General features: G+C 60.1%; 20 protein-coding genes and 1 pseudogene. 12 read left to right on the top strand and 9 right to left on the bottom strand.

Annotated elements, in window-relative coordinates; translation table 11 throughout:
- Positions 1 to 62 precede the first annotated feature (62 nt).
- The 9 genes and pseudogenes from DID96_RS01740 to DID96_RS01695 form a co-directional block, all read right to left on the bottom strand.
- Positions 63 to 344: pseudogene (locus DID96_RS01740) on the bottom strand (aldo/keto reductase); the annotation flags it as partial.
- Between the two features lie 400 nt (positions 345 to 744).
- Complete coding sequence (locus DID96_RS01730; RefSeq protein ID WP_260463779.1) at positions 745 to 2,016, bottom strand: MFS transporter; 1,272 nt, start codon at positions 2,014 to 2,016, stop codon at positions 745 to 747.
- Positions 2,017 to 2,118: 102 nt separating this feature from the next.
- Positions 2,119 to 2,424 carry a hypothetical protein gene (locus DID96_RS01725; protein WP_124597538.1) on the bottom strand — a complete coding sequence of 102 codons (306 nt, stop codon included), beginning with the start codon at positions 2,422 to 2,424 and terminating at the stop codon, positions 2,119 to 2,121.
- Positions 2,425 to 2,499: 75 nt separating this feature from the next.
- A complete protein-coding gene (locus tag DID96_RS01720; RefSeq protein WP_124597537.1) occupies positions 2,500 to 3,684 on the bottom strand; it encodes an acetyl-CoA C-acyltransferase in 1,185 nt (394 codons plus the stop codon).
- A gap of 66 nt (positions 3,685 to 3,750) precedes the next feature.
- Positions 3,751 to 5,574, bottom strand: coding sequence for an acyl-CoA dehydrogenase (locus DID96_RS01715; protein WP_124597578.1), 1,824 nt, complete (start codon positions 5,572 to 5,574; stop codon positions 3,751 to 3,753).
- A gap of 116 nt (positions 5,575 to 5,690) precedes the next feature.
- The gene (locus tag DID96_RS01710; protein ID WP_124597536.1) at positions 5,691 to 6,227 is read right to left on the bottom strand and encodes a MaoC family dehydratase; all 537 of its coding nucleotides are present in this window, start codon (positions 6,225 to 6,227) and stop codon (positions 5,691 to 5,693) included.
- Complete coding sequence (locus DID96_RS01705; protein WP_124597535.1) at positions 6,220 to 7,152, bottom strand: SDR family NAD(P)-dependent oxidoreductase; 933 nt, start codon at positions 7,150 to 7,152, stop codon at positions 6,220 to 6,222. Before DID96_RS01705 ends, DID96_RS01710 begins: the two co-directional genes overlap by 8 nt.
- Positions 7,153 to 7,395: 243 nt before the next feature.
- Positions 7,396 to 8,670: a TetR/AcrR family transcriptional regulator gene (locus DID96_RS01700; RefSeq protein WP_124597534.1), complete on the bottom strand. Its 1,275-nt coding sequence runs from the start codon at positions 8,668 to 8,670 to the stop codon at positions 7,396 to 7,398.
- A gap of 865 nt (positions 8,671 to 9,535) precedes the next feature.
- Positions 9,536 to 10,969: a TetR/AcrR family transcriptional regulator gene (locus DID96_RS01695; protein ID WP_260463768.1), complete on the bottom strand. Its 1,434-nt coding sequence runs from the start codon at positions 10,967 to 10,969 to the stop codon at positions 9,536 to 9,538.
- Positions 10,970 to 11,468: 499 nt separating this feature from the next.
- Here DID96_RS01695 and DID96_RS01690 point away from each other — a divergent pair, with 499 nt between their 5' ends.
- The 12 genes from DID96_RS01690 to DID96_RS01635 all read left to right on the top strand — a co-directional run bounded on the left by DID96_RS01690 (position 11,469) and on the right by DID96_RS01635 (position 26,549).
- Positions 11,469 to 11,882 carry a RidA family protein gene (locus DID96_RS01690; protein ID WP_124597532.1) on the top strand — a complete coding sequence of 138 codons (414 nt, stop codon included), beginning with the start codon at positions 11,469 to 11,471 and terminating at the stop codon, positions 11,880 to 11,882.
- Between the two features lie 109 nt (positions 11,883 to 11,991).
- Entirely contained in the window at positions 11,992 to 13,356 is a 1,365-nt protein-coding gene (locus DID96_RS01685) for a DUF1329 domain-containing protein (RefSeq protein ID WP_124597531.1), read from the top strand.
- Between the two features lie 79 nt (positions 13,357 to 13,435).
- Positions 13,436 to 15,280, top strand: coding sequence for a DUF1302 domain-containing protein (locus DID96_RS01680; protein ID WP_124597530.1), 1,845 nt, complete (start codon positions 13,436 to 13,438; stop codon positions 15,278 to 15,280).
- 63 nt (positions 15,281 to 15,343) lie between these two features.
- Entirely contained in the window at positions 15,344 to 17,704 is a 2,361-nt protein-coding gene (locus DID96_RS01675; RefSeq protein ID WP_124597529.1) for an RND family transporter, read from the top strand.
- A gap of 31 nt (positions 17,705 to 17,735) precedes the next feature.
- Positions 17,736 to 18,020 carry a hypothetical protein gene (locus DID96_RS01670; RefSeq protein WP_124597528.1) on the top strand — a complete coding sequence of 95 codons (285 nt, stop codon included), beginning with the start codon at positions 17,736 to 17,738 and terminating at the stop codon, positions 18,018 to 18,020.
- A gap of 31 nt (positions 18,021 to 18,051) precedes the next feature.
- Complete coding sequence (locus DID96_RS01665) at positions 18,052 to 19,017, top strand: YCF48-related protein (protein WP_124597527.1); 966 nt, start codon at positions 18,052 to 18,054, stop codon at positions 19,015 to 19,017.
- Positions 19,018 to 19,290: 273 nt separating this feature from the next.
- The gene (locus tag DID96_RS01660; protein WP_124597526.1) at positions 19,291 to 20,424 is read left to right on the top strand and encodes a trans-acting enoyl reductase family protein; all 1,134 of its coding nucleotides are present in this window, start codon (positions 19,291 to 19,293) and stop codon (positions 20,422 to 20,424) included.
- Between the two features lie 98 nt (positions 20,425 to 20,522).
- Positions 20,523 to 22,076 (top strand): class I adenylate-forming enzyme family protein, encoded by a 1,554-nt coding sequence (locus DID96_RS01655; protein WP_124597525.1) that lies wholly within the window; start codon positions 20,523 to 20,525, stop codon positions 22,074 to 22,076.
- 24 nt (positions 22,077 to 22,100) lie between these two features.
- Complete coding sequence (locus DID96_RS01650) at positions 22,101 to 23,342, top strand: thiolase family protein (RefSeq protein ID WP_124597524.1); 1,242 nt, start codon at positions 22,101 to 22,103, stop codon at positions 23,340 to 23,342.
- Positions 23,343 to 23,503: 161 nt separating this feature from the next.
- Positions 23,504 to 24,814 carry an FAD-binding oxidoreductase gene (locus tag DID96_RS01645; RefSeq protein ID WP_260463778.1) on the top strand — a complete coding sequence of 437 codons (1,311 nt, stop codon included), beginning with the start codon at positions 23,504 to 23,506 and terminating at the stop codon, positions 24,812 to 24,814.
- An 82-nt stretch (positions 24,815 to 24,896) separates the two neighbouring features.
- A complete protein-coding gene (locus tag DID96_RS01640; protein ID WP_124597522.1) occupies positions 24,897 to 25,559 on the top strand; it encodes a hypothetical protein in 663 nt (220 codons plus the stop codon).
- A 123-nt stretch (positions 25,560 to 25,682) separates the two neighbouring features.
- On the top strand, positions 25,683 to 26,549 hold the full coding sequence (locus DID96_RS01635; RefSeq protein WP_124597521.1) for a phytanoyl-CoA dioxygenase family protein: 867 nt from the start codon (positions 25,683 to 25,685) through the stop codon (positions 26,547 to 26,549).
- The last annotated feature ends 9 nt before the right edge of the window (positions 26,550 to 26,558 follow it).

Below are 26,558 nucleotides of genomic sequence, written 5' to 3'. Positions count from 1 at the left end.
CAAAAAAAGTTGTGGACGCAAAAATGCCTAAGCGGGACAACCGCGGTCACCGGCGTAACGTATCAATCCTTCGGTTTGAATGGTTGTGGTACACGCACCGCTCCCTGCATCGCGACCATCCAGCCCGGATATTCGGCCGGCAAGACACTCACTTCATCGAGCCGGGCGATCTGTTCCGGCGAAAGCGTCAGGTCGACTGCGGCGAGATTGTCTTCGAGCTGCGCGACGTTCTTCGCGCCGACGATCACACTCGTCACATGCGTCTTCGCCAAGACCCACGCCAGCGCGACCCGCACAACCGACACCGCATGCGCGGCGGCGATGTCGCGCATGACGGCGACGCACGCCCATGTGCGCCACGGTCGTTGGGGTCGGGGCCCATCGGGCTGCTGACCATGGTGGCGATCACGACGTCCTTGCGCGCGACGCCGAGATTCTTAAGCGCCTGACCGAGCCGCTGCTCGGACGCACCGAACGAATACACATCCGCCGAATAAATATTGGCGTTAAATCAAAGGGTTGCTTTTTGGGATCGAGCCTCAGGCTTTTGGCCTTGGGAGGCGAAAACCGAAGATTTCGGTCGAACAAATTGACAGTGACGATCCCGCAACAAGCGCGAGCGTATCGGAACATCTGTCGGATACAGCCTTCAACAATTCGAGTCTGAGATCGCGTCGTCGTAATCCGGTGTCCGTGCTTCGAATGAATCCGCCCCGATAAACCGGAGTGGATTTTTTCCCCACGTCATGTAGGCGTCGCAGAGCGTATCGCAAGCGTTTGGGCCCGACGCGTGGTCCGGATGAAACTCGCCGCGACGATGCCCGCTACGACACAGAGCGCGATGAAATACCAGCCGTTCGTGTAGACCTTGTGGCCCGATGCGTCGACGACCACGAGCGCTGCGAAGATCTTCGCGGAGAATGCCGCGACGAAGTAGCCTGCGCCATTGACAAAGCCCATCGCCTTGCCATAGACCTCGGGGGAGAATATCTCGGCGGGCAGCGCGAGGAACGGGCCCCACGCCATGTTCCCGAAGAACCCCATGCCGCAGAGCGCGACCGCGAGCAGCACCTGATTCGCCTGTTGCAGCGTGCCGAGCAGCACCACGAACGGTGCGAGCCCGATGAAGCACACAAGAATCATGATTTTCCGGTTACCCTTGAAGACCTTGTCCGACATGTACGACGAGATGAAGCTGCCGATTGCGCCTGCTGCGAAGTAGAGACCACTCCACCAGCCCATCGTCTGCAGCTTGAAGCCAAAGTTGTCCGACAGATACAGCGGAATCCACGTGAGCGCGCCGTAAAGCGTGATCTGCATCACGATATCGACGAACACGACGGCGACATACGTGGGATTTTTGAACAGATCGAGAAAGCGCACGCCGCCGCCCTTGAGAATGACCTTCTGCGCTGATGCATATTGTCCGCGTGTGATCGTGCCCGCTTCGAGTTCATCGCGGTATGCGTATTCGAGATCAGCTTCGGTCGCGTGACGATAGTGCTCCGGGCGGTCAAACACGAACAACGCGATCAGCGCGAGCGGCACGATCCCGAGTGCGCCCGTGACGAAAAACACGATGCGCCAGCTGTCGGCGTGTGCAGCGAATTGCGTAGCAAGGACACTCGCCCACGCAGGCGTGAGAATCCATGCCCACGCCAGAACGGTCTGCGCACGCGCACGGCCTTCCTTGTTGAACCAGCGCATCAGCACGCGCGCGGACGGAACGTATTCCGTGCCCACGAGCATACCGAAAATCGCCATCCGCCAGAGGTATTCGTCGCGCGTCTGGATGAGCCCCATGTACATCGTCATCAACGACCAGACAATGACGGAGAAGATCAGCATCTTTTTGGCGCCGAAGCGGTCGGTCAGCAAGCCCGACACGTATTGCGCGGGTCCGTAGAACAGCAGCATCAGGAAGGCACCGGTGCCGATATCCGCGGTCGTCAGTCCGATGTCGTGAGCGATAGCTGGATTGAGCACGCTGCTCTTCACGCGATCGAGATACTGGATGCTGTACGCTATGAGGGGTGCCTTTGATTTTCGCGCAATTTTCCGGTTAGAACGATCGAGACTACGCGCGGCCTAGCGACCTGCCCCCAAAAAATATTGGTTTTAAATCAATGAATTGCTGTCTGGCTGCCAACTGGTGCTTCCGGGGGTGCCGTAAAAGGGGTTGTCGTACTTTCCGTGCAGATTGTGGCGGTGAACGACAGAGGAGTGCCTTGCAGTAAGGCTCAGCAGCTCTTCATCGTTGGTACGAGGTGCGATTCTGTAAGCCTTTGATTGATATTGATTTTTATGGCAAAACCGCCAGTTCTTGCGTAGAAAATACGAGGCCTGCACGGTGAAATTGGTGTGGTTGTGGCGTCCACGCGCGCGGCAGCTGCCCGCAGAGTGAACGCGCTGAACATTGCTCAATACACGTCCGATAGTTCGCTGCACGCCCGGATAGGCTGGCAAAACCGAAAGCTAGGCGTGCTACGGATAGACGAGTCAGGCCACTTCGAACAATCCGGCGGCCCCCATGCCGCCGCCAACACACATCGACACGACTACATAACGCGCGCCCCGTCGCTTGCCTTCAATCAGCGCGTGGCCAACTAGCCGGGCCCCCGTCATGCCATACGGGTGCCCAATCGCTATGCTGCCGCCGTTCACGTTGTACAGCATCGGATCGATGCCGAGCTTGTCGCGGCAGTACAGCACTTGGCAAGCGAACGCTTCGTTGAGCTCCCACAGGCCGATATCCTGCACCGTCAGTCCGTGCAGCTTCAGCAGCTTGGGAATCGCGTACACGGGACCGATGCCCATTTCTTCCGGCGCGTTACCGACGACGGTCATTCCTCGATAAATGCCTAGCGGTTCGAGGCCGAGCTGTTGCGCCGTTTTGCCGTTCATCAACACGCAGGCACTGGCGCCATCCGACAGTTGGCTCGCATTGCCGGCAGTCACGACCCCGCCCTCCATAACGGGCGCCAGTTCGCCGAGCGAAGCGAGCGTCGTGCCGGGACGATTGCCTTCGTCGCGTGCGAGCGTGATCTCCTTGAGCGACGTCTGCCCGGTGACCTTGTCGGTGACCGACATCTGCGTAGTGATCGGCACAATCTCGTCCGCAAAGCGGCCTTCTGCCTGGGCCTCGGCGGTGCGCCGTTGCGACTCGAGCGCGTACTGATCCTGTGCGTCTCGCGAGATGCCGTACTTGCGCGCCACGAACTCGGCGGTTTCCAGCATTGGCATATAGGCCGCCGGCTGCGCGAACACCACGTTAGGGTCCCGCTCTGCGCTCACCCACTCGAAGTAGCGGGCCTGCACGGCCGAGATGTTTTCCTGCCCGCCCGCGACGACAACCTGCATGCCATCGCACACGATCTGCTTGGCAGCGGTGGCAATCGCCATCAGGCCGGACGCGCATTGCCGATCAAGCGTCTGCGCTCCCACCGAAGCAGGCAGCCCGGCTGCCAACACGCCATGCCGGGCGAGATTGCCGCCGGCTGTGCCGGCGTTGAGCACGGAGCCGATCACGGCATCCTCGATACGGTCGGGCTCGATGCCGGCACGCAATACCGCGTGCCGGATCGCGTGACCCAGCAGCGTGGGTGAACGCGTGGCGTTGAATGCGCCGCGATAAGCTTTGCCGATCGGCGTGCGGGCGGTGGAAACGATGACTGCGTCGATCATGATGCGTCCTTGGTCGAATGGTAAACGGCGAACGTGGCCATGCGGATAACAGTGCGGCGGCGCCGCTCAGAGCCATTCCACGGGCGTATTCAGCGGGGTCGTCTCGACGGGGTCCAGCACCGCGAGCCATGCGGGAACTTTGGGCATCTCCCAACCGAAAAAGTAATCGCAGGCGGCGAGCTTGCCGCGATGGAAGTCGCTTGCTTGCACATCGGACGCCAGCGCGTTCACGGCAACCGCCTGATCGAGCCACAGCCAGCCGACTACGACGTGGCCGAATGCTTCGAGGTAGGGCGCAGCATTGGCGAGCTGCAGTTCGCCGTTGTCGATGGCGTGCAGCGCGCCCGTCACCATGCGAATCCGGGACCACGCAGCTTCGAGCGTGTGGGCGTGTCGCTGCAGCGACACGCTCGCTTGCGCCCGCGCTACGGTATGCGCAATCCTCTCGCCAAGCAGTGCCATGGCGGCTCCACCGTTTTGACGGGTCTTTCGGCCAAGCAGGTCGAGTGCCTGGATGCCGAAGGTGCCTTCGTGAATCGGGTTCAGCCGGTTGTCCCGATAGAACTGCTCGACGTTGTATTCACGCGTGTAACCGTATCCACCATGCACCTGGATCGCCAGATCATTGGCCGCGAGCCCCCATTGGGAAGACCAGCTTTTCACGATCGGCGTGAGCAGGTCGAGTAGGTCTTGCGCATCCGCGCAGGCGCGGGCGTCGTCCAGCGAATGAAGATCGTCGCTGAGGCGGGCCGCGTACAGGCACAACGCCAGTGCTCCCGATGCATACGCCTTCTGGGCAAGCAGCATGCGACGCACATCGGCGTGACGAACGATCGGCACTTGGGCTGTCGTGGGGTCGCGCTCGTTGCGTGGGCGTCCCTGCAGGCGCGTCTTTGCGTAATCGAGCGCATGCAGATAGCCGGTATAGCCGAGCGCGGCTGCGCCAAGGCCGACGGAGATGCGCGCCTCATTCATCATGTGGAACATATAGGCGAGCCCCTTGCCGGGTTCGCCCACGAGTTCGCCAAGCGCGCCGGCTTCGCCTTCCGGACGGAAGCGGCCTTCGCCGAAATTCAGCACGCAGTTGACGGTGCCGCGATAGCCCATCTTGTGATTGATGCCCGCCAAGGCAATGTCGTTGCGCTCCCCGGCTGCCCCGTCGCTGCCGACGAGCCTGCGAGGGACAGTGAATAGTGAGATGCCCTGCACACCAGCGGGCAACTGGCCGTTCTCGTCCGGGATCTTTGCAAGCACCAAATGGACGATATTCTCGGCAATCTCGTGATCGCCTCCCGAGATCCACATCTTGTTGCCGAACAGTCGGTAGCGGCCGTCACCGGTTGGCACTGCGCGGGTTCGGATGTCCGCGAGGCTCGAGCCGGCTTGCGGTTCCGACAGGCACATTGTGCCGAAGCAGCGACCTTCCGACATCGCCTCGACGTAATGGGACACCAACTCACGCTCGCCGTGCGCAATCAGGAGGTTCGCATTGGCTATGGTGAGAAATGCGTAGCCGGCCGTGCCAGGATTCGCTGCCAGCAGGTACGCCATGCCTGCCCGCTCGACGGTAGCGGGCAGGCTCATACCGTTCCATTCCGCGGGAAACGACGCGCTGATCAGGCCGGCATCGGCAAACGCACGCAATGCGATACCGACTTCCGGGTTGACGGTCACGCGCTCTCCATCGAACGTGGGTTCTTGACTGTCGTTCTTCTTGTTGTGGGGTGCGAATAAGTCAACTGCAAGGAGTTCGTAGACATCGAGCACCGACGCATAGTCGAACCGGTCCTGGCTGGCAAAGCGCGGGCGGACGGTGAGCGATTCGACCTGCAACCAGTCAAACAGAATGAAGTCCAGGTCGTGGCGACAGAGGATGAGCTCGCTTGTCATGGCATTGATTTGTGAATGTGCCCGGTTTTGATCGAAGCGTCGACCATCACCGTATAAGTAAAAAGGAATGCTTAATAAAATGACGATAAAGCAGGACGTCTGGATGTCCGTTGCTGTCAGGTGTTGACGAGCATCACCCACTCGGCTACCAGCGCGGGTTTGGGCTGGTGCTCGATTTCCACCGTGACGCCCACTGTCAACTGATAGCTGCCCGGGCTTCGTTCTACGACTTCTTTCAATTTGAATCGTCCACGCACACGCTCGCCGCTGCGGACGGGCGTCAAGAAGCGCAGACTGTTCAGGCCGTAATTGATGCTTGTGCGTTGGCCTTCGAGTACGGGAACGACGTCGTACGCCATTGCCGAGAGCAGCGAGAGGGTGAGGAACCCATGAGCGATGGTGCTACCGAATGGCCCCGTGCGTGCTATTTCTTCGTTGACATGGATGGGCTGCCAGTCATGCGTGACATCGGCGAAGGCGTTGATCGAGGCCTGGTCGACGCATAACGATTTGGAAACGCCCAGCTCCTCGCCGACGAGGGCCGACAATTGCGCCGGCGATAGCAATGCATGACCATGATGCTGCGCATCAGGCGCGCGGCGGTCCTGGTCGATGCCGGTTACGTCGGCAATCGGACGGATCGTGTCACGCATGCTCATGCTCGCTGGTTTTCGGTTCAACAAAGCCGGCCTTGCGCAGCTCGATGTTGATCTGTGCTGCACCCGACGCAGGAACGGATTCACCGCTGCCGGCGGCTACCTCGTCGAGCCGCTGAGCGAGCGTGTGCGGCACATTTTCGCCAGTTCCAAGGTAGATCCCCGGCGTGAGCGTGATGTGTGCAGCCTCGAAGCTGCCTGCGCCCGCGCAAAGCACCATGCGGGTAGGCGCATCATCGCTGGCGAGCACGGCTACGGCCGGGCTGACGGCACGGGGTGAGAGGGCATTGAAAGCGTCCGCAGAAACGAGACCTTCCAGCATCCGAGTGCCCGCAGAAGGAGCGAGACAGTTGACGCGGATGTTGTGTCGTTCCCCCTCGATCGCCAGCGTTTGCATCAGGCCGACCAAGGCCATTTTCGCCGCACCATAGTTGGACTGCCCGAAATTGCCGTACAGGCCCGACGACGACGTCGTCATCACAATGCGGCCGTATTTCTGCTCTCGCATGACGTCCCACACGGCCTTCGTGCAATTCACCGAACCCATCAGATGGACTTCGATGACTGCGCGAAAGTCGTCGAGCGTCATCTTGCTGAAGGTCTTGTCACGCAGGATGCCTGCGTTGTTCACGAGAATATCGACACGGCCCCAGCGCGACAGCGTCTGGTCAATCATCTGCTGTACTTGGTCGACGTCAGTAACCGACGCACCATTCGCGATCGCCTCGCCACCAGCAGCCATGATCTCGTCGACAACGTTCTGTGCGGCGGTACCGGATCCGCCACGGCCATTCAAATCACTACCGAGATCGTTCACGACGACTTTCGCGCCCAATCGCGCGAGCAGCAGTGCATGTTCTCGTCCGAGGCCCGCTCCGGCCCCCGTGACAATGGCAACTCGGTTAGTCAGATTGATCGTCATGGCTTGCTTTCCTTGAAATGAACTCCGAGATGGCCTGTAGATGCGCCAACGCGAGTTGCGGGCGCGACCGGTTGCTACGCTTCCTGAAGACTTTCGCCGACGAAGCCGAGTCGGCGGATCATGTCCTGTGAAAGTCGAAACAATCTAGTTGTACAGATACCTTGAACCAGCCTAACTGACGGGAAAACGCGAGTTTTGGCGGTAATGTGAGTTCATGCTAGGTGGTCAGCTAGCTCGCGTCAATCATTTTTTGAATGTTTGTACCGATTTGTGCAGAGGGAGTGGTTTTGGGTAGTTCATTGCATCAAGGGCGCCCAGAAACTCGAGTCGCAGGTCGCCCAACGCCGCGATCTCGGCGCCGGTCGCCAGCAGGCGGACTTGCATGCCCGTGAAGAGACTGCACATCAGCAGCCCAAGTGCTGCGGGTGCCGTGCTGTCGAAGCCGGCCAGGAGCCGATGCCAGGCCCGGCTTCGGTCGCTGAACCATCGGCCCACCATCGGCCTCAGCGCTGGCTGTCTCGCTGCCTCCACTTCGATCGCGAGGGTGGCAAGGTTGAAGTCGCTGAACTGTGTGACTTCGCGGACTAGTACGGCGGTGGTCAGATCAACGATCTGGTCTGCCGTTGCGACCGTGAGGTCGATCCCGTTCACACTTTCGCGATAACGCGCCTTCGCTGCTTCATAGAGTTGTTCGCGCGCTGCGTCGATCAATGTGCCGACCGGCTTGAAATAGTAGGATGGCAGAGCCGGCGCGACGCCGGCCTCGGCGGCAACCGCATGTCCGGTCACTGCGCCGGCACCGCGGGCCGCCATCAGCCGAATGGCGGCATCGAGCAATTGCTTGCGGGTTTCGAGCCCTTTGCTGCGCTTGGATATGCGCTCCAAAGCGGGCGCCGGGACATCAGACAGAGGCTCGGGCATGACGCAGTCCAGGCCGCTGGTAAAGCAGGCCGCGGCCTCGTCAGGTGTGAGGCCGAGCGCCGTGACGATGAACAGTAGGCCAATGGTCCGGTCGATCGCAGCCTGGACGTGGAGTGGTTCGGAGCTTGCGCCGAGGAGCGACGCGATATCTGTCCAGACCTCGCGCAGGCGCGCGTACCAGTTTTTTGCGAGCGCACGGGTATCGGAGTTTCGAGCGGCGATGAGCATGATCTCGCACCAGGCGATAGTGCGCAGCCGATCCCGTCCCGCGGCATTGCGCAATAAGCGGACGAGGAATTGCTCAAACGTCGGGCGATCCGACGTGCGGGCCGCCTGACGGGACGCAAAATTGCGAAATCGTGCCGCATAGTCTTCGAGGATGACGGAAGACGCATGAGCGATGAGATCGAATTTCGACGCATAGTGGTAAGTCGTGGCCGCCAGGGAAACCTCCGCGCACTTCGCGACGTCGCGATGCGTCAGGCCGGCTTCACCGATTTCACCCAGCAGGTGTATCGTTGCCTGCGCAATCCGGTTTTGAGTCGCTTGCGATCGTTGCTGCTTGGGTTGCCGCGCGGGCGCCGCTTTCGGGAGCATGTCGAGAGATTTCCAATTTCATCAGCGCTATTTTGCCTACACCCACAGTGTGACACGGTGCGACGGTGTGCTGTCTGGCGGAACCTCTATGTCGAAGCGGTGGCGCCCGTCGCGGGAGCCGATGTGGGGGTGACAAGCTGTGCCGCGATCTGCGTTATGAACTCATGCGGCAGGTGGTGAATTGGTGCTCGTAGCTGATGCGACTGTCCTTGGGTGGTTGCGAATGGCGGTTCACTGTATCGTTGGAATCCGCTTTGTCACGCCAGCCCGATTGGCGTGCCAATCAGGCCAGTAGGCGAACGCTCTCGATCTCATCATCGGCAGCGTGCCATTGTCTCCGAGCGCGCACGGTGAAGCGGGTAGGTCGGCTTATCGAGCCGACGCGCGATCCCGTGCCGTCTGATCGCGTCGATTGAGGCAGGGCGCTGGCAGCCTTTGCCATCGGCCGAGTCTGCCGCGCGGCTGATCGCACTGGCTCGCGCCGGTATCGGTCCCGACATCGGTTGATGGCGAGCCTTTACGGGGCCAGGATACGAGATGAGCGGACGTTCGTGGTCGGTAGGACGTCAGGCGCCTTGGATACCCGTTGAGCGACGCGGATTGCCCAGAATCGGCCAGAGAGCGACGTTCGCCGTCTTTGAGACTGTGTCGTCCAGACGGCCGCGTCGCTCCGAAGGTAGTCACCTACCAGCAGTTTTCGCTTGCCGGCTTGTCGACCTTGGGGCGGGCTGGGTTCTACATCAGCAATAGGCGGATTGCTGGCAGCGCCTGCATCGAGCAGCCGAATGTCAGCTTAGCCGGAGCCTGGAATTGATGACAGTGACCAAGTCGACCGTATCGATTCGGAAGTCCCTCGCTGCCCCAACTAGGCCGTCGATCTCCTCTGGCCACTCTCTGTCGCTCTCTTGGTGCCAACGTTGCCTTGCGCGACGCGTATGGTAACGGCTTTCATCAACTCGAAAATGCGATTCGCCTCTAACGGTTGCTTCTTTGAACCGAACAACAAAATTGGTGCTCCCTCTGTCTGAGCTGCGATGAGCGTCGCGCGCGCGTGGCATTCGCGGGCAGTGGCAGAAGCGTCAAGCTCGCGTACTAAATCCACATAGAGTGCCCGATAGGCCGAGTAGAGCGTTTTCGTCAGTTCCAGCGTAATGTCCGAGTGCTGGGCCAGCGCAAGTATTTCGAACAAGAATCGGCACACTCTTGAATCGCGAGCCTCTTCAAAAGCATCAACCGTGATCTCGCACAGTCGCTCCAACGCAGGCTTGTCGCTTGGCTTGCCCATTTCCGCATACCGGTCCTGATAAACGTTCATGAGCGCGCTCGTGGTCGATCGCAGTAGATCATCATGTGTTGGGAAGTAGTTCCGGAGCGCGGATTCCGGGATGCCCAGTTCCCTGGCTACTCCCGCGAGGGTAAAGTTCACGTATCCTTCCGTCGCCAATAGGTTCGCGGCAGTGGAGACGATTTCGTTGATCTTTACCTTTCGTCGCTTCCCTTGAACTGTTGGTCGGTAATAAGGCGAATCCTGGCCCGTCTGTCGCGCGCTCAACTCGAACAGGTCCTGGCCATCCTTGTCAGAATTGAAGATGGCGCCGTGCGAACTGTTCGTGCCGTGAGTCTCCAGATTGGGCAAACCGCGAAGCGTTACGTCGTTCTCCAGTACTTGTGGCGAAAGGTCAACGATCATTTTTACAGACTGCTTTGTCACGCGAACACAGTCGGCATAGTCCTTATCCGAATCTCCGCAGTTGTAGGCGAATATCATGATCCCTGCCATCTGCACGACAATCACCGATGCACGAGCAAGACACTCTTCGTGAGTCAAAGTCGGATGGATCTCGGATAACAACTTCGCGAAGGTGCTTCGATGCTCGGCATACATGTCATCAACGAGCTCGGCAGCGTAGGGTTCTTGCTGGGCGAATGCCCATATTTCAAACAAGAACTTCGGCAGATCGGTTTCGTTGATATCGAAAAAAATGCGTTCTACCAGCGCCGAGCAACGCCGCTGAGCACTCATGCCCGGCTGGTTTGCGATGGTGGTGTAGTCGTTAATCTTCTGAGACACGTGTGCCTTCAGCGCCGCATTGAGCAACTCCCCTTTCGTTCGAAAGTAGTATTGAAGGTTTCCTAATGTGATCCCTACGCGCGCAGCTACGCCGCGTGTAGCAAACGCGGCATAGCCATCCTCGCGAAACGTTTGCTGCGCCGCAAGAATGATCTGTGCAAGGCGCCGTTCCCGATTTCCCTGCGCAGTCGATCCCGTCGCTGATCTTGCCTCGGCAAGGTCACTCACGGCTGCTCGCCTTACCGCCTTTTGTTGCACGTTGACTCCCCCTCAAGAAAAGAGATTCACTTCGATCTATCGCAAGTTATAGGTCGCAACCTAGTAAGAGGATACACCATCGTGTAGCCAGGCAAGCGGTGCGCCGCTGCAGTCATATCGCGATTGGAAGCCCGTGCCGGCTCAACCTCGCAGTCCGCAGGTGGGCCGCCGCCTCGTGGCTGTACCCCTTGAAATCAAGAATCTTTCCGGACGACCCGACACTCAAGTCAGTGTTTTCCCTGTCTTAATTTACCTTGTTGTTAGGTCACTGGCGCGCTACTCTTAGGTTGTGGACGCGTTAATTGTAGGTCGAATGCGCGTATATGATGGGTCGAATGCGCAGTGCCCTGGGTATCGAAGGGCGCGGGCTGCGAGGCGGAAGGCAAAAGAGAGCCTCGACGCGCACCGCGCCGATCCATTCCGCGCACCATAGGTTCCGTCAACTCGTTTAATCGAAGGTATATGCACCATGGCATCTGGTACTCAACGGCAATCGATCGTCCCTCCCCAGTTTCTGGCTTGGCACGATACCTACCACTTCACCCCGGCGACCCGTGTGGGCGACACGATCTGGGTGTCTGGCCAAGTTGGGGTCGACGCACAGATGAAAATTGGCGAGGACGTGCAGGCACAGACCCGAATCGCATTCGAGTCCCTGAAGACGATTCTTGCGGCGGCCGGGGCGACCCTGTCCGACGTCGTCGAACTGACGACGTTCCACACGAATCTGCAAGCCGACATTGAGCTGTTCTCGGCCGTCAAAGACGAATATTTTCCGAACCGCTTCCCCGCATGGACGGCGGTCGGCGTGACGCAACTCGGTCTTCCCGAGCTTTGCGTTGAAATTCGGGCAATGGCGGTTGCGGGATCCGGCGAGATGTGAGTCATCAGGAAGTACGTAGGCCGGATCGTCAGCGATCGGAACGGCGGAGTGCCAATCGTCCACCAGTGGCGTGATCGGCAAATGAATGTGGAACCGGAAGGAGACTAGGATGAAGAAGCACCAAATTGGAGCTGCGTCAGCTATTGCGGCCGTCTTGCTACTTTCGGCAGGCGGTGCTGTCTCAGCGGAAGACCTTACACCGGAAGGTGCTGAACGCGCTGCGAGTAAGGACGGCGTGGTGGCGGCCTACGCTGGCAAGCAATCGCCCGATGCAGGCTGGGAGTGGGGCAAGGTTCGAGGCGATTTCTGGAAGCACAAGAACGAAAAACCGCTGTTCTCGATCGACGCATCGAACATCGATCAGTACGCAGACAAGCTGACCCCGGGCCAGATCGCGCTGGTCAAACAGAAAAAGGGCTACCGGATGGATGTGTATCCCTCGCATCGCGAATGTCAAGTGCCCGACTTCGTCGCGCAGAACTCCAAAGCGAACTTCACGGCGGCAAAGCTCGATTCGACGAGCGAGCAGTTGCAGACTGCGAATCTTCCGGGGGTCGCATTTCCGCAACCGAAGAACGGCGCCGAAGCGATTCTGAACTATCTCATGCGGTACCGGGGCGAAGCCATTGAATGGCCGGCTGTGGTGACGACGGTTTCCCCACGTCCGGGGGGCAGCGAATGGATCGATGCAATCAGCACGGCAACTCAATATTTTCCGCCGAGCAAGTCGGGCAAACACACACCGCAGGACGTCGACCAGTTCAGCAGCGGCACCTTCTTCCAGATGCAATCGCCGCCGGCGCTGGCCGGGCAGGCCTTTGTTCAGCGCCAATTCTTCAACAAGGATCCGGAAACTTTCTATTACTTCCCCGGACAGAGGCGCGTGCGCCGCATGCCGGCCTACACACACGATGCGCCGGTCATCGGTTTCGAAAACCAGTACCTGATCGATGAAGCCAACATGTTCTTTGGCTCCCTCGATCGGTTCAACTGGAAGCTTGTCGGCAAGAAGGAAATGATCGTGCCGTACAACGTCTTCGGCATGTACAAATTCAACGAGAAGTTGCACGACGTGATCAGGCCTGATGGTGTCGCCGCCGCTAACCGGCGCTATGAGATGCACCGCGTCTGGGTTGTGGAGGCGACGCTCAAGACCACTGCGCGCCACGTTGCATCGAAGAAGGTCTTCTATCTGGATGAGGATAGCTGGTTGGCGCTCGCCGGCGAGGACTACGACGCCCAAGGCAAGCTGTGGAGGGTGCGCGAGAGTTACCCGATCCCGGTGTGGGAACTGGGCGGCACCTGCGATAACGAGCCGTTCGCGCAATATGACTTGATCAATGGGCGTTATGTAACCGATTCATCGTCGATCGGCCAAGGCAAAGACATCCGCTGGTATCAGCAAGCCAATGATCCTCGCTTCAAGGCGGACTTCTTTACTGCAGAAACGTTGCGGTCGGTCAGCGAACGCTGACGCGTGTCGAATAGATAAAAAAATGAGCCTGCGCGCATGGATGCGTTGCCGGCATCCGGTTTGGAGATGGGGTGGAGACATGAAAGCGAAAAAAATCGTTAGGCATACTGCAGTTTCTATTTCCGTGCTGGGTGCCGCGACATCGACCGCGTACGGGTACGATTTCACGTTGGGTGATGGCGCCGTGCAGGGGTCGTTGGTCAGCAATATCACGGCAGGAGCCGGCATTCGGACCAAGAGCCCGAGCTGCTCGCTCACCGGCGACCCGAACGCGAACGGTTGCGGTGCGGCGGCCAATACCAACCAATGGGGCTTCGGCGACAACGGTGACCTGAACTACCGCAAGGGACAACCGTTCAGCACCTATATCAGCGCAACCAGCGAGCTGCTGCTGAAGATGCCGAGCGAAGGACTGAAGTTCATGGTGCGCGGCACCGGGATGTACGACTTCATGGCGAAGAACACCGAGCGAACGCCGCTGTCGAGCACTGCGGCGGCGCAGGTGGTCTACAACGCACAGCTGCTGGACCTGTGGGGTGAGAAGGATTTCACGATCAACGGGCGACCCGCGCACGTGCGGCTCGGTAACCAGGTGATCAACTGGGGCGAGAGCATATTCGCGCAGAACGGTATCAACGCGACCAACTCGCTCGATATCCAGAAGCTGCTGATTCCAGGCACGCAGCTCAAGCAAGGTCTGCTTCCGGCACCGATGGTGAGCTTCGCCGCGGATCTCTCGCACGGGATCAGCACTGAGGGTTACTACCAGTTTCAGTGGAACGGCAACCGCTATCCGCCCGTTGGAACATTCTGGTCGACCACGAACGGCTTTGGCCGCGGCGCGGAACCGTTCACGCTCAACACGACCAACCTGAACGTGGCCGGGCCGAGCGCGGGCACGATTGCGAACGCGATCGGCGGGCCGGGCGCGGCAGGCAATCAGGATACGCTCAACGCGATCAAGAACGGTCTCGTGAACGGCGCGTTCGCGGGGCCGCCGTTCAACGACATCGGTTTTCCGACCACGACAAACCTACCGGCGAAATACCGGCCGCAATTCGGTGTGAAATTCGGTTTCGCGCCCGCTTCCCTCGGTGCGAACTTCGCACTGTATTACGTCAACTATATCGACAAGGCGCCGGTGCTGACGTCGACGGCGAATGGGGTTGCGCAATGGTCGTATCTCGGCAACCGCCAGCTCTTCGGCGCCAGTACCAACTTCGCGCTCGGCGACTGGGCGATCGGCGCCGAGCTGTCGTATCGCCCGCGAGACGCGGTGGCGCTGTCGAGCTGCTTCGGCGCCGGCGGTCCGCTCGACCTGAACACGAATGGCGTGTCGGGCATCGACTGCCAGCAGTGGGCCGACAAGAAGAAATTCCAGCTCGACATCAACGGCCTGCTTGCGCTCACGCGCAGCGGGTATCCGTTCCTGAAGCTGCTCGGCGCGGATTCGGCCACGTTGACGTGGGAACTGACGTGGATCCATTACCCGGGCCTGAATGCCAACGGCGTCACGCGCACGATCAACGGACAGACGGTCACGCAGGTGCCTGCCGCCGGCTATCTGGCGTGGCTGAACAACAACTCGGGGCTCGGCTATCCGATCGTGGCAGCGCAGGGCACGGCGAGTTCGGTCGGCGCCACGATCGATTTCAACTGGACCTATGACGGCACGCTGATCCACGGCTGGCAGGTGACACCCGGGGTGACCTTCTCCACCGGACTCTACGGCTATACACCGACGTTCACCGGCAACTACCTGCAGGGCGCGAAGTCGGTGAACGTCTATGTGCTGTTCAACCAGAATCCGACCGTCTGGCAGGCGGGCATCAACTTTTCGGCATTCTTCGGCGGGCACAACACGGTGGGGCAGCCATACGCGGATCGCAATTTCGTCGGGATGTTCGTCACCCGGAATTTCTGACGCATGAACCGATGAGAGACGGCGCGCATCGCGCGCCGCCGGAATACTTGAAGGGGTAACGTTGTGCTCAATCGTCTTGTCAGCAGGCTGGAAAAGGCCTTCTTCGCCCATCGCGCGATCGTGCTTGTGGTGATCGGCCTGTTTACCGTCGTGATGGCGGTATTCGCCGTGCAACTCCGGATGGACGCCGGCTTCGAGAAGCAGATGCCGATTGGCCATGAATACATCCGGACATTCCAGAAGTACCGGTCCAATTTGCTCGGTGCGAACCGGATCACGGTGGTGGTGCGCGCCAGGAAGGGTTCCATCTGGACGCCGGAAGGGCTGACGCGCCTGTACAAGGTGACCCAGGCGGTCACGTATCTGCCGAACGTGGACCGGATCGGTGTGCGCTCGCTGTGGACGCCGAACGCGTTCGTCAACGAGATCACCGACGAAGGGTTTCGCGCCGAGCCGATCATCTCGGGCAGCATCACACCGGATCAACTGACGCCCGAGGTCGTTGCGAACATTCGTCGCGCGACGACGTTGGGGGGCTACGTCGGTACGCTCGTCTCGCACAACGAAGACAGCGCGATGATCACCGCCGAGCTGAACGAACGGGATAGTGCCGGCAAGGTGCTCGACTACGTGGCGTTCAACCATACGCTCGAAGACAAGATCCGCAAACCGTTCGAAGACGCCGGTTATGAAGTCCAGATCATCGGCTTCGCCAAGCAGATCGGCGACATTGCTGACGGCGCCACGGCCGTGCTGGGCTTCTGCGCGATCGCGCTGCTGCTGACCGCGCTGGCGGTGTATTGGTACTGCCATTCGGTGCGCTTCACGGTGCTGCTGATCGTCTGCTCGCTGACGTCGCTGGTCTGGCAGTTCGGCACGCTGAGGCTGCTGGGCTTCGGCCTGGACCCGCTCGCGGTGCTGGTGCCGTTCCTGGTGTTCGCCATTGGCGTGTCGCACGGCGTGCAGCAGGTCAACTTCATCGTGCGCGAGATCGCTCGCGGGAACAGCTCGTACGATGCCGCGCGCCACAGCTTCAGTGGCCTGCTGATCCCGGGTGTGCTGGCACTCGTCACCGCGTTCGTGTCGTTCGTCACGCTGCTGCTGATTCCGATTCCGATGGTGCGCGAGCTGGCGATCACCGCATCGCTGGGCGTGGCCTACAAGATCGTCACCAACCTGATCCTGCTGCCGGTTGCCGCATCGTGTTTCAACTTCAGCCAGGCGTACGCCGAGCGCGCGCTCAAGCGAAGCGCCTGGCGCTCGGCGTTCCTGCGACCGTTGTCGCGGGTGGCCCAGCCGAAGCTCGCAGGCGTCACGCTTTTGATCACGTTGATGGTCTTCGGACTTGCCGTCTGGCAGAGCCGCGACCGCGTGATCGGCACGCTGCAGCCGGGCGCCCCGGAGTTGCGTGAAGAAGCGCGGTTCAACCGGGATGCGACGTCGATCGCGGGCAACTACGACATGGGCCTCGACTGGCTCTCGGTGGCGATCGAGTCGAACGGCAAGGCGTGCGACAACCCGGCCGTCGGGTTGTACGAGGACGAATTCACCTCCGCCATGCGCACCGAACCGGGTGTGGTGTCCGTACAGTCCTACTCGGCGATGTTGCGCACCTACAACGCGGGCTACAACGAAGACTATCCCAAGATGAACGTCGTCCCGATCGACCCCGAGAACTACGGCGCGGTATCGGTCGATGTGTCGCGCCTGAAGGGCTTCATGACGGCCGATTGCAGCATGACTGCCGTCCACCTGTACCTGACCGATCACAAGGCGACGACGATCAACCGGGTTCTCAACGACATCAAGCAGTACCGCGCGTCGCATCCGTTCCCGGGTATCAACATCCGCCTCGCGGCGGGCAATGCAGGGGTACTGGCAGCCACCAATGAAGAGGTGGAGAGGAGCGAGTTGCCGATGATGCTGTACGTGTACGCCGCGATCGTGATCCTCGTGTTCGTCGCGTACCGCGACTGGCGCGCGATGCTGGCCTGCTGCGTGCCGCTGGCGGTGGCTACCTTCATCGGCTACTGGTTCATGAAGGAACTCAAGATCGGCCTGACGGTGGCGACCTTGCCGGTGATGGTGCTGGCGGTGGGCATTGGCGTGGACTACGCGCTGTACATCTACAACCGGCTGCAGCGACACCTGGCCGAGGGCGATCCGATCCTCAAGGCGATGGAGCGTGCGCTCGAGTTCGAATGCGTGGCGACGATCTTTACGGCGATCACGCTGGCGATCGGCGTGGCGACGTGGAGCTTCTCGGCGCTCAAGTTCCAGGCGGACATGGGCAAGCTGCTCGCGTTCATGTTCATCGTCAACTTGGTGATGGCGATGACGGCGCTGCCGGCGCTGGCCTCGGTGCTGGAGCGCTGGTTCCCGCGTCGCAAGCCGGCGCGTGCGCCGGGCTTGCTCAGCCACTGACGCTCGCGCACCGCCCGACGGAGATTCCACCATGATCAAGACATTCGTTGTTTGTACCGTACTTTGCGCAGCCGTAGCGGCGTTGGTCCGATTCCATGGGCCGATCGTGAACGGGGCCGGGCCGAACCATACGCCCCTGACCACTGCAAAACTCGCGGGTGCACGCGCGGTTGCCGTCGACGAATCGAACACCGCACAGTCGTTGAACGACGACAGATTCACACGGCAGGCCTCGGCCGCGAAGACATCGACCGAGTCGTCGACGGTCGCACTCGGCGCGGCGAAGGCGGGTTGGGCCGACCTGTTCAACCACTGACGTCCGTGCACACCACAACAGAGATGCAACCATGATCAAGATTCTCGTTGCCTGTACCGCGCTCTGCGCAGCTGCGACCGCGCTCGCACAACCACCAGGAACCGTGGCTGACTGGGCCGCCGTGCCGGCACATGCGTGGGCCGCGCCGACCCACATGATGCTGATGGATGCGACGCGCGCCGGAAAGCGCATCGTCGCCGTGGGTGAGCACGGCCTTGTCCTGCTGTCGGACGACGACGGCAAGTCGTTCCGGCAAGCCCATGCCGTGCCGAACTCGGCAACGCTGTCGGCCGTCAGGTTTACCGATGAGCACCATGGCTGGGCGGTCGGTCAATGGGGCACGATTCTCGCGACCAGCGACGGTGGGGAAACCTGGCAGAAGCAGCGCATGGACACGTCGGTCGACCAGCCGCTGTTCTCCGTCATTTTCACGAGCTCGCAGGACGGGATTGCAGTCGGCCTGTGGTCGCTGATGCTGGTGACGCACGACGGCGGCAAGACGTGGAGCAAGCAGACGCTCCCTAAGCCGCCGGGTGGCGGGAAGGCGGACAGGAACCTGTACCACATCTTCTCGGACGGGAAGCACGCGCTGTACATCGTGTCGGAGCAGGGGACGGTGCTGAAGTCGACCGACGGCGGTGCGAACTGGACGTATGGCGCGACGGGCGGCAAGGGCACGCTGTGGACAGGCGTGGTGCTGCCGGACGGGAAGGTGGTCGTGGCCGGATTGCTGGGAAGCATGTTCCAGAGCACGGACGGAGGGGGGAGCTGGACGCCGGTGAGTTCAGGCACGAAAAGCTCGATCACCGAACTGTTCGTCAATGACGATCGCCTGGCCGGCGTCGGGCTCGACGGTCTGGTGCTGCAGCAGAAGGCGGACGGCGCGTCGTTCGATGTTACGCAGCGCGAGGATCGCGCGACGATGACTGCCTCTCTGACGAACGCGGTAGGAAAAACGATCTTGTTTGCGCGTGAGGGGGTGCTGACGGAGCATTGAACGCCCCTTGGTTCAAGTCTCACCAGCACATCAATACTAGCGGAGACAACTAGCGGAAGCGGCAGAGTACGCCATCGAAAACTCAGTCGATTACTGCGCCATTAGTTTTTCATCATGACCCAATGTTTATTCGGTGTCCTTCATGAATTGAGATCTTCGTGCTCTCGAAACATGGTGGACACGCTTCGGAATCTGACGTGCTAAGTGGCTCCGTGTACCAAATCGCGATGAATTGAATCAACTCTCAACAACCGAACTATCAGGAGACAAATCATGGCAAAGCACCCCGTCGTCGTCTATGGCGCAAGCGGTTACACCGGCATGCTGATCATGGACTGGCTGATCGACCAGAACATTCCCTTCACCGCCGTGGCACGCAACGCTGCCCGCGCGAAGGAAATGATGGCGCAGCGCGTTGTGCGCCTTGAGTCGGCGGACTACGAAATCATCGAAGCGGAACATAACGTCGACTCGCTCGTGAATGCATTTCGTGGCGCCAAAGTCGTGTGTGCCACCGTCGGGCCATTCTTCGATTTCGGGCTGGTTGCGGTGGAGGCGGCACTCAAGGCTGGCTGCCATTACCTCGACACCACCGGCGAGCAGCACTACATGCGCCAGGTGCGTGAGCAGTTTGGCGACCTGTACCAGCAGGCTGGCTTGCTGGTGTCGCCGTCGAATGCGTACATGTACTCGTTTGCAGAGATCGCTGCCGAGCTGGCGCTCGAGACGCCGGGCGTCGATGCACTGGAGACGGCTACGTTGGCGCGCGGCCCACGTGGGGCGGGCGCCGGTGTGAGCGTGGGCTCCACTGCAACCATCTTCGGGGGCTACCGCCAGGAGGCGTGCTACCTGTGGGAAAAGAAGCTGGTGCCGCATGAGAAGCACGCTTCGTTCAACGTCTCCTCCCCAGATTTCCTGCAGCCTGTGTTTGCGTTGCCGTGGGGCGGTACGTCGCTGCCGGTGTACTTCGAGCACGACGCGCGCGTGCGCAGTTGCATCTCGTGCGTGGGCTTCTACGACAACAACGCGATGCAGATGGTGCATGCGCTCGGCCAGAAGTGGGATGCCGAGTACGCGCACTTGCCGCGCGAGCAACAGGAAGCGGTGCTCAAGCAGCTCGTCGATTCGACCACGCCGGCCATGCCACCGCGCGAGCGCACGTCGCTGCATCGCACCGTTGACTTCGCAATCGGCCGCGGCCAGCTCGCAGCGGTGCGTGCAACCCTGCACGGCATCACGCCGTATATCGCCACCGGAGCGCTTCATGCCGCCGGCGCCATCAAGCTCCTCGATGGCGATACCGCCAAGGTCGGTTTTGCATCCGGCTCGAAGGCGTTCGGCCACCGGTACCTGCTCGGCTTCCTCGAGCAACGCGGGCTGGCGCGCGCAACGATCTCGCAGCTGTAACCGTACACGCAAGGGCACTGCGGGGCTGGTTCAACCCGTACACGGAAGGCATGGATCACCCCGTCATCGACCTGGTATGGATTCAAAGGAATACGTAAATGGCAATCATTGATTTTTTCGACCGTGGGTGGCGCATCAACCCCAACGGCATCGCCTATATCCAGGATGAGCGAAGCTTCTCGTTCCAGGAGATCGGCGAGCTTTCTTGCCGCATTGCGAACGGGCTGCTTGCGAGCGGGTTCGAGAGGGAAGCGAAGGCTGCAGTATGGGCGGACAACGACGTGATCGGTTGGGGCTGCACACTCGGCATGTGGCGCGCCGGCATGGTGTACATCCCCGTCAACGGGCGCAACGCACCTGCCGAGAACCAGTACGTGCTGGACGCCTTCGACTGCGAGGCGCTGTTCTTCACCCAAGCCTTCGCGCCGATCATTGGAGAACTGCGCGCTAGCTTGCCAAAGGTGAAGCTGTGGGTGTGCATCGATGCCGAGCTACCGTGGGCACCGTCGCTTGCAACGTGGAGCGCATGCCAGCCGACGACGATGCCGCGTGTCGATTACGACATGGACGACATCGTCACGCTGTCGGCCACCGGTGGCACGACTGGCGCACCAAAGGGCGTGATGAACTCGCACCGCGCGTTCCAGACGTACTTCGCCCAGTTCATGATCGCGTTCCCGTATGGCGCGCAGCGTCCGATGAACCTTGCCGCGGCGCCGATGACGCATACCGCAGGTATGTTGTCTCTGCCCTGTACCGCACGCGGTGGCACGGTGGTCGTACTGACCAAACCGGATCCCGTGCTGCTGTTGGCCACCATCGCCAAGCATCGAGTCACCGAATTCTTCCTGCCGCCGACGGTCATCTACCGCCTGCTCGATATCCCGGGCATCGAGCAGCAGGATTTCTCGTCGCTCAAGTACTTCCTCTACGGCGCCGCGCCGATGTCGGTGGAGAAGCTCAAGCGCGCGATCGAGGTGTTCGGCCCCGTCATGGCCGGCGGTTACGGGCAGACGGAGGCCGCAGCGTCGATTTCCTACTTGACGCCAACTGAGCATTTCGTCGACGGAAAGATTGCGTCGGATGAGCGGCTGTCTTCGGTCGGCCGTCCGAACCCGCTGATCCGCGTCGAGATCCTGAACGATCAGGGCGAGGTGCTGCCGCAAGGCGAGACCGGAGAAATCTGCGTGCGCGGAGACCTCGTGATGAAGGGCTATTTCAAGGCGCCGGACAAGACTGCGGAGACCATCGTCGACGGCTGGTTGCACACCGGCGACATCGGTCACCTGGATGCCGAGGGCTACCTGCACATCACGGACCGCAAGAAAGACATGATCATCAGCGGCGGCTTCAACGTGTACCCGAGCGAAGTCGAACAGGTCATCTGGGCGCACCCGGCGGTGCAGGACTGCGCGGTGATCGGCGTGCCCGACGACAAGTGGGGCGAGGCGGTGAAGGCGGTCGTCGAGCTTAACGTCGGCCAAAACGTGAGCGCCGAGGAACTCGTCGCGCTGTGCAAGGACAAGCTCGGTTCGGTCAAGGCGCCGAAGAGTGTGGACTTCGTCGCCGCGCTGCCGCGCAGCACGGTCGGCAAGGTGCTGAAGAAAGATCTGCGCGAGCAGTACTGGCAAGGCCAGCAACGCAAGATCTAACAGGCCTTCTACGAGCGACACACCATGAACAACATCTACATTGTCGGTATCGCCATGACCGTGTTCGGTCGGCACATCGAGCGCAGCATCGACGATCTGGCCGGCGAGGCGCTGCGCGGCGCTTTGCATGACGCAGGCTGCAATGCCGACGCGATTGGCGCGGCGTATTACTCGGGCGTTACCAATGGACACCTGCAGGGGCAAATATCGATCCCGGGCCAGGTTGTGTTCAGCAAGATCGGGCTCGAGGGCATTCCGGTGTTCAACGTCGAGAATGCCTGCGCATCGGGCAGCACCGCTGTGCACTTGGCGGTGCAGAGCCTGAAAGCCGGCACATGCGACGTGGCATTGGCGATCGGCGCGGAGAAGATGAACGTTCCGGACAAGGCGAAGGCATTCGCGCTGTTCGAGGGCGGGTGGGATGTGTCGCGCGTCGACGAAAACTTCGCGAACCTGGTGAAGCTAGGCGAGGGCGTCGAGCCGCCTGGCGGCTCCGAGTCCGACCGGCCCTACAGCCGCTTCATGTCGATCTATGCCGCGCTGTGCCGGTATCACATGAAGACATACGGCACGACGCAGCGCCAGATCGCCGCCGTCTCGGCAAAGAACCACGGGCATTCGGTACACAACCCGCTGTCGCAGTTCCGTAAGCCCTTCACCATTGACGAGGTGCTTGCGGCGCCGCCGATCACCTATCCGATCACGCTGCCGATGTGTGCGCCGGTTACGGACGGTGCGGCTGCAGCGATCCTCTGTACCGAAGAGGGACTGCGGCGCATTGGTGCCGATCGCAGCCGTTGCATCAAAGTCGCCGCAAGCGTGATTCGCAGCTTCACGCATCGGTGCATCGACGAGCCGGAAAAGAACATCGGCCGCCTGGCCGCGCTGCAAGCCTATGAGCAGGCCAGCCTGAGCCCGGAAGACATGGACGTTGCCGAGGTGCATGACGCATCGGCAATGGGCGAAATCATCCAGGCTGAAAACCTCGGGTTGGCGCAGCTCGGTCTGGGTGGTGTCGCAGCCGAACGAGGCGATTTCACGATCGGTGGACGCATCCCCATCAATACCTCTGGCGGCCTCGAATCGAAAGGCCACCCGCTGGGCGCGACGGGCATCGGCCAGCTCCATGAACTGGTGACGCAATTGCGTGGAGAGGCGGGTGCACGCCAAGTGTGGGGTGCCCGCCATGCAATTCAGGAAAACGGCGGTGGGCTGCAAGGTATCGAAGAGGCCGCGCTCGCCGTGCACATCTTGAGCAAACCCTGACGGAGGCAGCGATGATCGAAGCGAATGCAACGCAGAACTGGGCGGAGGAATTCGTTGGAGCCACCTCGCGCCCCTTGGACAAGGGTGCAAAAGCGCCATCCGACAGTACGGTGGCACAAGAGAGAGTCACCGCTGCACTGAAGCAGTATCGGCCGATCGGCATGTGGGTGGAAAAGCCAGCTGATCTTCAAGCCCCGCTGGAGGGCGATGTCAACGCTGACGTGATCGTTGTTGGCGCTGGCTTCGCCGGTTTGTCCACCGCGTTGGAGCTTGCCGCGCAAGGGGCGAAAGTGATCGTCCTCGAGCGTGAGTTCGCCGGTTTCGGTGCAAGCGGTCGAAACGCTGGCTACCTCGCGGGTGGCCAGGGACTTGAATACGACCTGTTCCTGAAACGCGTGGGTCTCGAGCGGGCGAAGGCGATTGTCGGGTTCTACGACGAAGGTGTTAGGTACGTCGAACGAAAGCTGGGCGAATACGACATCGACTGCGACTACAACGCATCCGGATTGATCCGGGCAGGCGTCCACCCATCACAGGAGAAGCATGTCCGCAAGACCATGCAACTGGGTATCGAACTCGGCTCTCCTGCGGTATTTCTGGACGAAGCCGGCATGCGCGCGCGTGGAATCCCGCCTGCGTTTCTATTTGGGTACCACGTCCCAACAGGAGGCACGCTGGACCCAGGAAAGTATGTGATGGGGTTGCGGCGTGCCGCGCTTAAGGCTGGTGTGAGGATTTACGAAGACACGACGCTTTTGTCCTACGACCAGGGTCCGATTGTTAAGGTAAGAACGGCACGCGGCAGCGCGAGCGCTCCATTCCTGGTGCTCGCCACCAACGCGTACACACCGCAGCTTGGCCTGCTCGGAGACAAGGTGATTCCGCTGCGCGTGTCGGCGATCGAGACCGAGCCTCTGTCCGCGGCACAGCTTGCAGCCTTGGGTTGGCCGCGGCGCGAAGGCGTGGTGACAGCCCATTGGACGATGGAAAGTCATCGCTTGACGGCACGCAACACGCTCGTGCTCACGACAAAGCGCCTCCGTTACGTCTACGGTTCGCGAACACCCAATGTGCCGGATAACACGGCCTATCGCGAGCTGGTGAAGGCACTGCACGACCGGTTCCCGACGTTGAGAGATCTCGCTATCCGGGCGTGCTGGAGCGGCTACGTCAGCTTCGCCAATGATGCGCTACCCGTGGTGGGTGAAACCGGGGCTCAGCAGAACATCTTCTATTCCGCAGGATGTTCCGGACACGGCCTCGGCACGCAATCCTTGATGGGGCATCTGCTCGCCGAGCGGATTCGCGGAACTGAGCCTCCTCTGCTTTCGGCGCTACGCCACGAGACCCCATCGACGCTGCCCGAGCCGGTCCGATGGTGCTTCGTCAATGGCGCGTTGAGCATGGCGAACCTTCTGGACGATCGGGTGAACAGCAAGGCGCGGTCCATCGCTGACCGAGCGGAGCAGTGAACCGATATGACGAGCACCGACACTCGATTTCCCAGAACGCGTCGTTTCAAACCGGAATTCTGATACTCGCCGGAGATTGATCATGAATCTTAGACTCTATTGCATTTTGTTTTCCTGTTCGGTATTTGCGTTTGCTTCACTCATTTATGGAGTGAAGTTTGTGATAAAGCGAAACTATCTTGTTGGGCTGGAATGGCTTGCTCTGGGGATTTCTGGCTTAAACGTTATCGTTTTTTTGCTGACGAATTCGCACGTTTCGTATGAGGTCATGCATTTCCTGGATGCGTTTTCCAGGGGATTCGGTTTGCCGGTTGTTGCAGTTGCTGGTTTGATGGATGTCACTCGGAAGCGCAAGCTGTCGGTGGTTCAAGACATCCTGCTGGTCGCAGGTGCAATTCTTGGAGGGATTGTATTGGTGACGGCCGATTTCATGGTCGGAATTCTTCCTTACTTCTATGTGGTGATGTGGATTTGGTTATCGGGGCATCTCGTCTATTTCATCGTCAAGTTGATGGAAATTGGCGAGTCATTGCAGGCTTTGAGCACGTTTGTGGCGCTCGTGACTTCTTTGGTGATTGCTTGTATCTACGATTTTTACAAGATACCAGGGGATGAAACCAATTTGGTATTGAATTTCCCATTTCTCGCGCTGCTCACGTGGGGATATTTCTCGGCTTCAATCTATTACGCCTATTGCGCATTGGAGCGAGGCGATTTGAGGCGTGGAGGTTTGGTGCGTGCGTGAATTGCACGAAGAGTTAAGTTCTTGATGTGAATGGTTTTGGAAGGTAGGTTTGATCCCAATTATTTTTTGTAAACCGTTATTTGTTTGTATCGTCATCGATACCAATCTTTGGAGGAATGCAAAATGAGCAACGTGGCGAAATCTGTTATTAAAACGGTGCCGAGCACGTCATCGGTTGAAGACATTCATGCAATTTTTCAGGAAGACGGGTGTGTCATCCTCAAGAATTATTTGACTGAGGCGCAGGTTAGATCGTTTAACGAAGATATCGAAACCGAGATGCAAAAGCTCACGCCGGGCTGCAAGAATGACGAATATGAAATCATGACCGAATTCCATGGCGTGAATACAAAGCGACTGACTGCTTTGGCCAAGATAAGCAGGACATTCCGTGAGGAAATCCTGGATATTGACGTCTTTCACGCCATGGGTGATGCGATTTTCCAGGAAGAGTCCGGTACCTGCTGGTTGACGACCGCCCAGGTGATCGAGATTGGCCCGGACAGCCGAGCGCAACCGCTGCACCGCGACCTCGAGGGCTGGACCCATTTCCTCAAGATGGGCGCTCAAGCGCCGGAGGTCGTTATCAACTTCCTGGTGGCCTTGACCGACTTCACCGACGAGAACGGTGCTACGCGAGTGATTCCGGGCAGTCACAAATGGCCGGACTACGCTGACCGTGGCACGCAGGAGATGACGATCCCTGTGGAGATGAAGGCCGGCGACGCTGTCTTGTACACAGGCAAGTTGGTACACGGTGGTGGAGCGAATCGCACCAAGGACTTCTATCGCCGCGGCGTGACCATTCCTCTGATCCCGGGCTTTCTCACCCCAGAAGAAGCTGTTCCGCTCCTCGTTGATATTGAGACGGTACGCGGGTTGCCCGAACGTGTGCAGCGCGTACTCGGTTTCCGCTCGCAGTACCCCGTCGGTTCAATCGGTTTGTGGCAAGCCAACGTTGGCGACGTCGGGACGTACCTCGGACTCTGACGGGCCCCT

This window comes from Burkholderia sp. Bp8963 (assembly GCF_003854275.1).
In the GTDB taxonomy this organism is placed as follows: Bacteria; Pseudomonadota; Gammaproteobacteria; order Burkholderiales; family Burkholderiaceae; genus Burkholderia.
The sequence above is the reverse complement of the archived record's forward strand: the minus strand, read 5'-3'. Positions and strand labels throughout refer to the sequence as shown.